Annotated in this window: 8 protein-coding genes; 3 read left to right on the forward strand and 5 right to left on the reverse strand. The window is 67.8% G+C overall.

Annotated features, from left to right (window positions below; translation table 11 throughout):
- Positions 1–65: 65 nt before the first annotated feature.
- The 4 genes from eutC to AC4OXY_RS38000 all read right to left on the reverse strand — a co-directional run bounded on the left by eutC (position 66) and on the right by AC4OXY_RS38000 (position 5,263).
- Positions 66–848, reverse strand: coding sequence for an ethanolamine ammonia-lyase subunit EutC (gene eutC, locus AC4OXY_RS37985; protein ID WP_491991890.1), 783 nt, complete (start codon positions 846–848; stop codon positions 66–68).
- Entirely contained in the window at positions 845–2,278 is a 1,434-nt protein-coding gene (gene eutB, locus AC4OXY_RS37990; RefSeq protein WP_491991891.1) for an ethanolamine ammonia-lyase subunit EutB, read from the reverse strand. Before eutB ends, eutC begins: the two co-directional genes overlap by 4 nt.
- Before the next feature lie 46 nt (positions 2,279–2,324).
- Positions 2,325–3,884: an APC family permease gene (locus AC4OXY_RS37995; protein ID WP_491991892.1), complete on the reverse strand. Its 1,560-nt coding sequence runs from the start codon at positions 3,882–3,884 to the stop codon at positions 2,325–2,327.
- A gap of 1,094 nt (positions 3,885–4,978) precedes the next feature.
- Complete coding sequence (locus AC4OXY_RS38000; RefSeq protein ID WP_491991893.1) at positions 4,979–5,263, reverse strand: DDE-type integrase/transposase/recombinase; 285 nt, start codon at positions 5,261–5,263, stop codon at positions 4,979–4,981.
- 1,221 nt (positions 5,264–6,484) lie between these two features.
- Between AC4OXY_RS38000 and AC4OXY_RS38005 the strand changes: the two genes are divergently transcribed.
- On the forward strand, positions 6,485–6,829 hold the full coding sequence (locus AC4OXY_RS38005; RefSeq protein ID WP_265566022.1) for a MerR family transcriptional regulator: 345 nt from the start codon (positions 6,485–6,487) through the stop codon (positions 6,827–6,829).
- A gap of 323 nt (positions 6,830–7,152) precedes the next feature.
- Here the strand turns inward: AC4OXY_RS38005 and AC4OXY_RS38010 are convergent, their stop codons facing one another.
- Positions 7,153–8,838 carry a ribonuclease J gene (locus tag AC4OXY_RS38010; RefSeq protein ID WP_491991800.1) on the reverse strand — a complete coding sequence of 562 codons (1,686 nt, stop codon included), beginning with the start codon at positions 8,836–8,838 and terminating at the stop codon, positions 7,153–7,155.
- A 972-nt stretch (positions 8,839–9,810) separates the two neighbouring features.
- Between AC4OXY_RS38010 and AC4OXY_RS38015 the strand changes: the two genes are divergently transcribed.
- Together AC4OXY_RS38015 and AC4OXY_RS38020 are read left to right on the forward strand one after the other, a co-directional pair.
- A complete protein-coding gene (locus AC4OXY_RS38015; RefSeq protein WP_491991894.1) occupies positions 9,811–10,566 on the forward strand; it encodes a hypothetical protein in 756 nt (251 codons plus the stop codon).
- A gap of 283 nt (positions 10,567–10,849) precedes the next feature.
- Positions 10,850–12,046, forward strand: a complete 1,197-nt coding sequence (locus AC4OXY_RS38020) for an ISAs1 family transposase (RefSeq protein WP_491991895.1) — start codon at positions 10,850–10,852, stop codon at positions 12,044–12,046.
- Positions 12,047–12,455: the final 409 nt, after the last annotated feature.

Consider the following 12,455-nt stretch of genomic DNA (forward strand, 5'->3'; position numbering starts at 1 on the left):
CCCTGCCCACGACGGCGCCACAGACGATCGGCGGCACATCGTGGCACGTCCAGCTGGGCGCTTGGTCAGCTCTCCAGTGCAGCGGCCTCCTTGACGGCCACTCCGCTCCGCCCTTCGGCCATCAGCGTATCCACCAGCCCGACGATCCGGCTCGCGGCTTCCCGCACCGGAATCCCCGCGCGGTGGATGTTGGAGAGGAGGTTGCGGTCCGCGTCCGTGTGCCCGGGACGCGGCCGGTACGCCAGGTACGCGGAAAGGCTTTCCGCCGTCGCCAGGCCCGGGCGTTCACCGATCAGCAGCACGACCACCGCCGGGTCCAGCAGCTCGCCGATCTCGTTGAGCACGCCGACCCGGCACTGCCGCACCACGATCGGACGGCCCACCGACCAGCCGCGCGCCGCGCAGCCCTCGTGCAGCAGCGGCAGGAGAGACGGCACCTGGGCGAGTACGGCGGTGGAGGACAGCCCGTCGCCGATCACGAGCTGCACGTCCGGGCCGGGACCGTGCTCGGCCCGGATCGCCTGCCGCGCCTGCGGGGTGAGGCGCCGGCCCAGGTCGGGGCGGCGCAGGTAGCGGTGCCGGGAGTCGGCCATGGTGGCGACCACCGTCCAGGGGAAGCGGTCGGCCAGCGCGGCCATCCCAGGGCCGTCGAGGTCCAGCGGTGCCGAGACCGCGTCCCGCGCGGCCGCATGGTCGCCGCGCAGGGCGAGCAGGGTGGCGGTGCGGTAGGAACTGCCCGCCCGGCCCGTGAAGATGCGGGCGGGGGTCGCCGCGCGCAGCCAGGCAGCGGTTCGCTCCGCGGACGTCGGTCCGGCCGAAGGGGCCCAGAGCTCCAAGTGCTCCGTCACGCCACACCCCCGGGAAGGAGTTCGCGCAGGGCTCCACTGCCTTCCAACGCGGAGGCGAGCTCGGCCGGGCTGGTCGGCAGGGCGTGCGCCTTGCCGCCGGGGCGGCCGTCGGAGGAGATGCCCATCTCGGCCAGCCAGAACTCGAACTCCGGAGCGGTGCGCAGGCCCAGCGTCCGGCGGACACTCACCACGTCGTGGTAGCTGGTGGTCTGGTAGTTGAGCATCACGTCGTCCCCGGCCGGGATGGCCATCACGAAGGTGCACCCGGCAGAGGCGAGCAGCACCAGCAGGTTGTCGTTGGAGTTCTGATCGGCGTCCGCGTGGTTGGTGTAACAGACGTCCACGCCGGTCGGCACGCCCATCAGCTTGCCGACGAAATGGTCCTCCAGGCCTGCGCGGGTGATCTGCACCGAGTCGGCCAGGTACTCCGGCCCGATGAAGCCGACCACCGAGTTGACCAGGAACGGGTCGTAGAGCCGGGCCACCGCCTGCGCCCGCGCCTCCAGGGTGAGCTGGTCGACGCCGTGGTGGGCCTCGGCGGAGAGCGCACTGCCCTGGCCGGTCTCGAAGTACATCACCTGCTCGCCGGCGAACTCGCCCGCCCGTTCGGCGTGGTGGGCGAGCACAGCCTCCCGGCCGCGGGCGAGCAGGCCGAGGTCGATGCCGAAACTCGCGTTGGCCGCCTCCGTCCCGGCGACCGACTGGAAGAGCAGATCCACGGGTGCGCCCGCCTCCAGCGCGGCCAGCTGGGTCGTGATGTGCGCCAGCACGCAGGACTGGGTGGGGATGCCCAGCCGGGCGATCAACTCGTGCACGCCGCGCAGCACCTCGCCGATCACCGGCACGGACTCGGTGGCCGGGTTGACGCCGATCATCGCGTCGCCACAGCCGAAGGCCAGGCCGTCCAGCGCGGACAGCATGATGCCGCGCACGCTGTCGGTGGGATGGTTGGGCTGGATACGAGAGCCGAAGACGCCCGCACCGCCCATGGTGTTACGGCAGCGGGTGGTACGGCGCAGCGGGGCGGCCGCCACCACCAGGTCCAGATTGCTCATCAGCTTGGCGCAGGCGGCGGCGATCTCCGGGGTGATCGCCGCGCGCAGCCCGCCCGACCACCGCCGATGGAAGTCCGGCTCCAGGACCGACTCGCGCAGTTCACCCACGGTGAGCGAGGCGATCTCCGCGAAGCGCGCCGGGTCGGCGGGCACGGAGACCGCCTCCGTCATGGCGTCCTCCACGACGGGAGTCGCGGCGATCTCGGCCAGCCGTACGTCGGCCAGGGCGAGCTTGGCCGCTACTCGCTCCCGCTCGCTGCGTGCGGCGAGTCCGGCGAGCTGGTCACCCGACTTCACCTCGTTCGCCTTGGCCAGCAGCTCGGGCAGCGTGGCGAACGTGAACCGCTCGCCACGCAGAGTGCCGCGGTAGACCATACTGTCAACCTCTCCGAACTCTCTCTGCGGTACGCATGAGGGGCTTTCAGCGCTCGTGGGACTCGGCCAGCACGGTGCTGCCGATCTGCTCGTAGCGCGCCCGGTCGGTGGACCGGAGCACCAGCGCTGTCACCGCGCCCAGCACGCCCACACCGATCACCAGGTAGGGGGTGAGCGTGTAGACGGGGCTGTTGGAGGCGGCGCCCGCCGCGAAGGAGAGGTTGCTGAACAGCAGGTAGACGACGTAGGCCATGCCCGCCGCGCCCACCGCCGGACAGAGCAGGGTCCGCCACCAGCTACGGGTCTCCGGGTGGCGCTTGCCGCCGTGGAAGTACCAGATCACCGAGACGGAGCAGATCGCCTGGACGATGAGGATCCCCATCGTGCCCATGATCGCCAGCAGGCCGAACTCATAGTAGTACGGCACGTCCGGCGCGGCTTTGCTGGGGGCCTGGAAGAGGAAGAAGTACAAGGTGATGAGCAGGGTGATCACGGACTGCACGATCGAGGCGACCCACGGGGACTTGTGCTTGTCGTGGGTGACGCCGAGCGGGGTGACGGCCTTGTGCAGGCCCTCGCGGCCGATCGCGTAGAGGTAGCGGGAGGCCGAGTTGTGGAAGGCCAGCGCGCAGGCGAAGGAGCCGGTGACGGTCAGGACCTGGTAGAGGTCCTTGGCCCAGACGCCCACGAACTTCTGGGTGATGCCGAAGAAGAGATCGAAGGGGTTGCCGGTACCGCCCTGGGCGATGGTGACGGCGTTGTGCGCGCCGTTGCCCGCGATGGTCATCCAGGAGACGAAGGTGTAGAGCGCGCCGAGCGCGATGACGACGAGCAGGGTGGCGCGCGGGATGATCCGGGTCGGGTTGCGGGACTCCTCGCCGTAGACCGCGGTGGTCTCGAAGCCCACCCACGACCAGAAACCGAAGAACAGACCGATCGCCACGCTGCCGCCGGCCACCGCGGTGAAACCGCCTGCCGGGTCGAGGGAGCCGGTCATCAGCCCGTCGGGGCCGCCGCCGTGGAAGAGCACCGAGCCGCCCATCAGCAGCAGGATCAGTACCTCGGCGACCAGGAAGACGCCCAGCACCTTCCCGGAGAGCTCGATGTCGAAGTAGCCGAGTACCGCGATGGCGAGGATGCCGAAGAGCGCGTAGACGATCCAGCTCAGTTTCGGCCCGCCGAAGGTCTCCACGTCCGTCTTGAAGAAGGACGCGAAGATCCCGATCAGCGAACCCTCGAAGACCACGTAGGCAAGGGTCGCGATGAGGCCACTGGCCAGCCCGGCGACCCGGCCCAGGCCGCGGGTGATGAAACCGTAGAAGGCGCCGGTGGCGGTGATGTGCCGGGCCATCGCGGAGTAGCCGATGGTGAAGATCACCAGAACGGCGGTGCAGAAGATGAAGGTGGCCGGGGTCCCCGTGCCTGCTCCGGAGCCTATCGCTATGGGCACGTTGCCCGTCATGGCGGTGATGGGAGCGGCGGTGGCCAGCACGGTGAAGACGACGCCCCACATACCCAGCGCCCCGGTGCGCAGGCGCTTGGGCTCGGGAGTGACGCCCGTGCCGGGACCGCCGAGAGGCGTGTGGGCGGATTCTGTAGTAGTCACGCGATCTGGCTCCGGATGTTGCGGGATGTTGCGCTGGACGGTGTAAGCGCCCGATCGTCGCGAAACCTCTTTACGGAATGCGGCGGCCGCCGTTTCGTCCTCGTTAAGCAGGGCGAAAGAGGCATATCTCACGCAATTCGTGGCCGCGTAGGCCGTAGTGAGGAAGTCCTGCGACACCTCCGCGAGCTGCAATCGCGTCGGGGGCGGTTCGCTGAGGGCCCGCGATCACACCGGCGGCAGAGCCGCCGCGTGCGGAAAGACGGGGCCGCTGAAGCCTGTGTGGCTGCGTGTGCCGGATCAGACGGCGACGTTGGGCTCGAGCCGTCCGGTGAGCCGCTCAACGCGCCCCAGCTGGGTCCCCGCCCTGGCCATGGTGGGAGCGAGCACACTGCCCGCTCCAGCGAGCACGGCGCCCGGCGGGCGAGGCCCATGGACGTGACCGGGTGCAGCGCCCGTGTGACGGTGAAGCGCATCGAAACCCTGACGGCCGTAGACCACCCCGCCGGCGTCAGGCACTGTCCCGGAACGCTGCAACTCTTCCAGCTCACGCGAACGGCCGGCGCCACGATGCAGGCTACGAGGGTGAGACACAGAGAACCGCCCGAGGTCGTCATCGAGTACGTCTCCGTGGATGGACCGAAGGTGAGCAACTGGCGATCAAGCAGGGCGAAGCCATCCGTGATGTCCTCGCGTGGCTGTACACGCACCCCGGCTGTGCGGAGCGCAACAGGGAACCAGACGGCAATGCAGAGTCACAGCCCAATCCCCCAGGCCCGAGTGCATGAAGCAGCGCACCAAGACCGGCGGAGGCATCGTTCCCATGTCCTGGGTCCCCCCCCACGGGACCATAGGAGGGTCACGGCCCCGAGGGGGCGATGCCGGCCTGGTCGAGGCGAGCACCTCGCCGGGATGCTCCCGGGCCACCGACAAGTCCGAGGAAGGACAGCGCCGTCGATCGGAGTGCGGGTCAGGAAGAGCCGCGAGAGCATCCCGGCACCGGCATCCTGGCGCGTCCATCGCTGTGCGAGTCAAGAAGCCCGGGACATCCGATACTTCACATACTCACTGTCCGAGTGATGCACCAGCTCGCCCGGCTAGATCGGGCTTCCGGCGCGGTCGTGCTGCCAGATGGCCATCTCCAGTGCGGACAGGACCAGTTCGGTCTGCTTGGTCAGTGCCGTGGACCATCCGACGATGCGCCGGGAGAACGTCTCGACGACGAACGCGACGTAGACGGTACCGGCCCAGGCCGCGACGTGCGTGAGGTCGGCGACCCAGCAGCGGTTCGTCGCCGTGGCGACGAAGTCGCGGTCCACCAGGTCCGGCGCCCGCACCGCCTGCTGGTCGGCGACGGTGGTGTAGATCTTCTTGCCTCGCACGGCTCCGGACAGGCCCTCGGCCTTGCGCGTGTGATCGACAATCGGTTGCCTTCTGGCGGGCCGCCGATGCCTTCCACGCTCTCCTCAACAACCGTCACCGACGTCGGCATCCTTGCGCTTCCGGACGGAAAGCCGCCTGCGCGTGGTGCCGGGTAATGCACCGCGATGGAGATGACGATCGCCTTGGCCGATGACGGAGTCAGCATCGCCGAAGCCCCCCACCGAGCCGCCGCTTTCCCCCGCGGCCACCCGGCTGCGGTCTTTGAGCGGATCGTGAGCCTGGCCCGGCTGGTGATCAGAGAGCTGGTCACCAAACAAGTACGTGCCCGGCCCCGTCCTTGTGCAGCTGTGCTTGGTCGTCGGGGAGGTAAGGGGCACGGGCTGGGACACTGATCCCCTGCTGCCGACAGCCTGGCGAGCAGACCCGCAATGGGTGGGTCGGCACTGTCCGGAGATCGTGAGGCCATCGCACAGGATCTCACCGTCGATGGGGAAGCGGTCGGCAAACGCATCACGGCCCGGATCCTCCTGGATGTCTGAGCCCGTCCCCGGCGCCAGCCGAAGGACACTCTGAACTTGGCTCGTGCGCGGCCACGTCTCGCAGGATCTCCAGTCGGAGATCGGTCCTGATCTGGGCCTCGGCGCGGGGTTGTGGCGGTGGACGTACGCGGCTTGGGACGCCGTTCAGCGTGGGCGAGCACTGGGCCGGTCCCACCGAGGACTTCTGTACGGGAAGCGGGGACCGCCATTCGAGTGAGCACTCTTCCTGATGTACCTGCGGTAGAAGCAGACGCACACTCCATGGAGAAAAACTGTCATGGCGACAGTAGACATTCCGCCGTCACAGGGTTAGCGTTGTCTTCGTACCCAGAAGTCGAAGTGGGCACAGCAGGCACGAACTGCTGTGCAGGTAGACCAGAAGGACACGGCCCCAGCGGGGCTGTGAGCAGCACCCGCGGTATCCGCGTAATCGAAAGGTAGGAGCAGAACGCCATCAGGATCGCCCGGGCGAGGAATTAGTTCGCCCGGGTACCGCAAGGCCCCGGATTGGAAGGTGGTCCCCGGTCACGCATTCGCGATCCCCGCAACCCCGCCCTCCCAGGCGGCACCTGCGGAAAAAGAAGGTCGGCGCAGCGCGCCGGTAGATGGTGTTGAAAGCTCGGGGCCCGGGTGCCGTACTGGCACCCGGGCCCCCCGACGCGTCCCCGAAAGAAGAGGTCTATGCCGCCTGCCGGTTCCCGTCCCGTCGGCCCTCTCGACGATGACGACTACCCCGCCTACACCATGGGCCGGGCCGCCGAGATGCTCGGCACCACCCCTGCCTTCCTCCGTGCCCTCGGTGAACACCGCTTGATCACCCCGCTGCGCTCCGATGGCGGCCATCGCCGCTACTCCCGGTACCAGCTGCGCATCGCCGCCCGCGCCCGCGAACTCGTCGACCAGGGCACCGCCATAGAGGCCGCCTGCCGCATCGTCATCCTCGAAGACCAGCTCGAAGAGGCGCAGCGCATCAACGAGCAACTGCGCGCCGAGGGCGGCAAGCCTCAGCCGAAGACATCAGCCTGATCAGAACGCTGGAACCCGAGGCAACCGATGCACTGCCGACGGACGAGGCCGTCGAGGGACCGCACCGCCGTTTCGCAGCTCAGGCGGGCTCAACGCGTCAACCGGACTCCACGCGAAAGAGAACCGCCAGCGAGCGTGACGCATGTAGTGGGTGACGAGGGGCGAACCCGGGGAAGAAGGAGCGGCAACCGATAGGAGGTTGCCATGGGTGGCGGGGATCTGGAACCTGAGGCAGCCTCTGGCCGCCGCTGAGGCGGCACCGCCCGGGAAGTCCGTCGCGGGCGGGGCCGCGGCCGGAACCGACCGTGCTGCTGGGCTGTGGTTCAGGCGTCGATGATGACGGGGATGATGAGGGGCTTGCGGCGGTGGGTGCGGAACGCCCAGTTCGCGACGGCGCGGGCGAGGAGTTGTTCGAGTTGGCGTGCGTCCCCGACGCCTTCCTCGGCCGCGGTGGCCAGGGTCTTCTCGATGACGGGGATGACCGGCTCGAAGGTGGTGTCGTCGTGGACGAAGCCGCGGGCCAGGAAGTCGGGGGCCTCGGCGAGGGCGCCTGTGTCCGCGTCGACGATCGCCACGACCGTGACCACGCCTTCGGCGGCGAGGGTGAGGCGGTCCTTGAGGGACGCTTCGGTGGCGCCGCCGACTTCCATGCCGTCCACGTAGACGTTGCCGGCGGGGACCTTGCCGGTGATGGATGCGCGCCCGTCGACGAGGTCGACGACGACGCCGTCCTCGGCGATGACGACCCGGTCGGGGTCGACACCGGTTCGGACGGCGAGGTCGGCGTTGGCCCGCAGGTGGCGCCATTCGCCGTGCACGGGCATGACGTTGCGGGGTTTGACGATGTTGTAGCAGTAGACGAGTTCGCCGGCGCTGGCATGCCCGGAGACGTGCACCTTGGCGTTGCCCTTGTGGACCACGTGGGCGCCCCACCGGGTGAGTCCGTTGATCACCCGGTAGATGGCGTTCTCGTTGCCGGGGATGAGGGAGCTGGCGAGCAGGACGGTGTCGTCCTTGCCGATGCGGATCATGTGGTCGCGGTTGGCCATCCGTGACAGCGCGGCCATCGGTTCGCCCTGGGAGCCGGTGCACACCAGCGTGATCTTGTGGTCCGGGAGCTTCTCCAGCTCCTTCGTGCTCACGACCAGACCGGAGGGGACCTTCAGATAGCCCAGGTCACGGGCGATGCCCATGTTGCGGACCATCGACCGGCCGACGAAGGCGACCTTGCGGCCGTGCTGGTGGGCGGCGTCCAGGACCTGCTGGATGCGGTGCACATGGCTGGCGAAGCTGGAGACGATGACCCGGCGCGGCGCGGTGCGCATCACCTGCTCGATCGCCGGGTTCAGCTCTCGCTCGGAGGTGGTGAAGCCGGGTACTTCGGCATTGGTGGAGTCGGTGAGGAACAGGTCCACGCCCTCCTCGCCGAGGCGGGCGAAGGCGCGCAGATCGGTGATGCGGTCGTCGAGAGGGAACTGGTCCATCTTGAAGTCGCCGGTGTGCAGCACCATCCCGGCCCGGGTGCGGATCGCGACCGCGAGGCTGTCGGGGATGGAGTGGTTGACCGCCACGAATTCGCAGTCGAAGGGCCCGAAACCACGCCGGTCGCCCTCCCGCACCCGCACCGTGCGCGGCCGGATGCCGTGTTCCTTGAGCTTGGCCTCCAGGAACGCCAGCGTCAGCTTGGAGCCGACGACGGGAATGTCGGACCGCTCGCGCAGCAGGTACGGCACGCCGCCGATGTGGTCCTCGTGGCCGTGGGTGAGGACCACGGCCACGATGTCGTCCAGCCGGTCCCGGATCGAGGTGAAGTCCGGCAGGATCACGTCCACGCCGGGCTGGGTCTCCTCCGGGAACAGCACGCCGCAGTCGACGATGAGCAGCTTGCCCGCATGCTCGAAGACGGTCATGTTGCGGCCGATCTCACCCAGGCCGCCCAGGGCGATGACCCGCAGCCCTCCTTCGGGAAGGGGCGGGGCGGCTTTCAGCTCGGGGTGCGGATGACTCATACCCTGACGGTACCCGGACAGCGGGAGGGGGTGATCCATTGCCCGTGTGATCTCCTTCTCCCGACGGAGCGGGATACCCGCAGCGGGTGCCTCGGCACGATCGGATCACGCCGGCGGCCGGGGACAGGCAGGGGTGGAAGCGGTACCACCTTCCGTGGCCGAACCGTTCGCCCGGTGGGGGAGAAGACCTCGTGCACCCTCTCGCGTCTTCCGGCGTTCGCCACCTCCCGGCGGGCCTCGGCGTTGGTCCACTCGAAGTGGTCGAGACGCGGGCGCCGTCGGCGCTCAGAAGCAAGTGGGCCGAGAGGGCCCCGAGGCAGCTTCCTTCGCCAGGCAGACAGATGGCAGTGTCCCCGAAGCGCTCGCCGCCCCCGCCCGCCACGCAGGAACCCGATGTGGTGCCCCATCGAACTCGACGACGAGGTCGCGCGGGGGCGGCTCGGCCGTGGTCTCGAGCCGGTCCCGGGAAGTCGAAGGTGACGTCCGTGACTGCGAGGAGCAGCCCCGCACGACGTCCGGGTGGCGTGGAACTGCGACGCAGCCGCAGCGATACGCGAAGCCCCCGCCCGTGATCACACAGAAGAAACACGTCACCCGCTGAGAGCCAATACGACGGTCGTTGCGCGAGTGATGGGACGCACGCCCGGCATTCGATCTGATGCGGTGCCAGGAGGCGTTCTCATGGACTCACGGCGCTCATGAACGGGCGGCTCGTGGGGTCAGGGCTGATGCGTTCTCAGGTTTCAAGATCGAATAGTTGGAGTGCGTGGTCGGCTCGTGACCGGTAGTGGTCGGTGGCGGCGGTGATGTTTGTCCGGGCAGCCTGGCGGATGGGGCCGATGGTGAGGTTGTGGAGGGTCGCCATCGCTCGGGGTTGAACCCGTATGATGCGAGGCCGGAGTAGCGCCCCGAGGGCTACACGACCCATCGAATGAAGCCAGGGAGCTGGCTCGCCCATCTTGGAGCGCGACCGTGGATCCGAAAAGGCTTCGTCGGCCCCTGCGCATCATGTTGGCCGTTGCCGTAGGGGCTGCTCTTGCCATTGCCGTCACTGCATCGATCATGAAGGACCGCAGGCACGGGGAAGGGCTCTTGGGCGAAGTACTGGTGAGCGGTGACGGCCGCACCATCACCACCCTGAACAGCCGGACCCCATGCCAGCAGGACCCGCCCCTCCTGGTGGCGAGCGAATCCCGCGATTCCGTCACCTTGGAACTGAAGGAAAGCGATGTCGATCTCCGGCCTCACTGCGACGGCATCGAGGAGCAGATGACCACGACGCTGCAGTCACCGCTGGGGACACGACGACTGGTAGACGCCGGTAACGGCTGGACCATTGCCCCCCTCGACCAGAAGCGGCTGGCCAACCCGCGATATCTCCCGCCAGGCTACTCGCCTACATCTGACGTGCACTGGAGCGACTTCGACCAGCATGAGCTGCTGTCACCCGTCTTCATGCGTGACCGGAACTCAGGCCCCACCTGGACCCGCTTCTACCACCGCGCCTCGGAGAAGGCGTCTTTGAGCATCACGCAAATCGCCGGAAAGCTCACCGTGAGTGCCGCAGGCACTCCCGAGTCCATCCATGGGTACTTTGGTCGGCTCACCCCGGACTCCAATAGCACCGTGACATGGACGAACGGGACCTACACATTCATCGTGAGCACCACGGATCAGGACCTGCACGAAGCCGAACTCCTGAGGATCGCCAAACAACTCACCCCGTGAAACCCAGGATCACCACCGCTAACTCTGCAGCCTGAAACTGAAGTTCCCCCGCTGGCAGGGCGCTTTCAAAGGCGGGTTGATCTTTGTAGACGTGCTGGTCACGGACCCGTGACGATGGCTGGCGGGTGCGTCACCAGGGCTGATGGTTCCCGCTTGGCGAGATGGACTGATCATGCGCGTGCGTACTGAGGCGGTCCGAGGTGTCCGGGCTGGAAGCGACGAACGCGACCCCCGATGATCAAGGTTGTCGAAGCCTTTGATCAAGAACAGGGGTCGCGTTCGCGTGTCATCCTCCCTGATCGGTGTCCTCCAACGCCACCGTGAGGACGTCGACTTGTCCTGCCCACCCGTCGAACTGCCCGACCTGACCTCGTTGTCGACGGTTCTGGACCGGCTTCCCGATCCGCGGCGTGTAAGAGGCCGCCGCTACCGGCTGGGCTCTTTGCTTGCCCTGTGCCTACTCGCGGTCCTCGGCGGGGCCACCACACTGGCCGGCATCGCACGGTTCGCCATCGACTCCACCCCTGAAGTGCGCAAACGGATTGGACTGGATCGTCTTCCGCGCGCCACCACCCTGGGCCGCCTTCTGTCCCGCATCGACGGCGACGCCCTTGATGACGCCGTGGGCGCCTGGCTTGCCCGGCACTCCCGTGACCCCGTCGAAACCGATCCAACTGAGCTTGTGGGGCTGGCCGTCGACGGCAAAGCCGTACGCGGCAGCCGCGACGGCGGCAAGAGCGCCATCCACCTGCTCGCCGCCGTCCTGCATGAGAACCAGATGGTGATCTCACAGCGGCAGATCGCCACGAAGAGCAACGAGATCCCCGCCTTCGCCCCGCTTCTGGAACGGCTCGACCTGCGCGGGCACGTCATCACCGCCGACGCGATGCACACGCAGACCGATCACGCCGAGCAGATCACCGCCCAGGGCGCCCACTACATCCTGGTCGTGAAAGGGAACCAGAAGAAACTCCGCCGACAGCTGCGGCGACTGCCCTGGCGCGAGATGCCGCTCCAGCACCGCACCCGGGACACAAACCACGGCCGCCGCGAGATCCGCCGTCTGAAGGCCTGCACCGTCCAGCCCGGCCTGCTCTTCCCGCACGCCGTCCAGGCCATCGAGATCAAGCGCCGCCGCACGAACCACAAGACCGGCAAGACTACCGTCAAGACGATCTACGCCATCACCAGCCTCAGCCCCGCCCAGGCCACCCCGGCCCAACTCGCACAACTGATCCGCGGGCATTGGCAGGTCGAGGCTCTGCACCACGTGAGAGACGTGACCTTCGCCGAGGACGCCTCCCGCATCCGCACCGGCACCGCTCCCCAAGCCATGGCGACCCTCCGCAACCTCGCCATCGGCCTCATCCGCCAGGCTGGCTGGACAAACATCACCGCCGCCACCGGTCACGAGCCGACCACGCACTCCAACTACTCGATCTTGAAACCTGAGAACGCATCAGCCCTGCTCGTGGGGTGATGTCGTTCGGCGCCATTTGGTCCACGACTGGTCCGGGAGAGATCTCCTTGGGTGTCAGACAGTAGCGCGAAGACTCCAGTTAATCACAGAGTGGAGCCGTTATTTCGGGTTGCCTGGAGCGCAACGATGCCGCCAGGCAACCGACTTCAGGCTCTAGAAGAAGCCAAGCTTCTGAGGGCTGTAAGAACAAAGAATGTTCTTGGTCTGCTGGTGGTACACGGCCTGCATGGCTCTGGCCAGTACGAATGTGGGCTTTGAAGCAGGAAGGCGAGCTATGGCCCGCGTATGGTCCGGATCTTGGTCGTGCACCGGGACGAGCCGAAGCCGGAGAGGGCTTTGCTCGGGACGGGCGTCTGCACGAAGCCGGGAGGGCGAAGAGATCCTCTTGAAGTCGTCTGCTGAGCACCTC

It is taken from the genome of Streptomyces sp. HUAS MG56 (assembly GCF_058673395.1).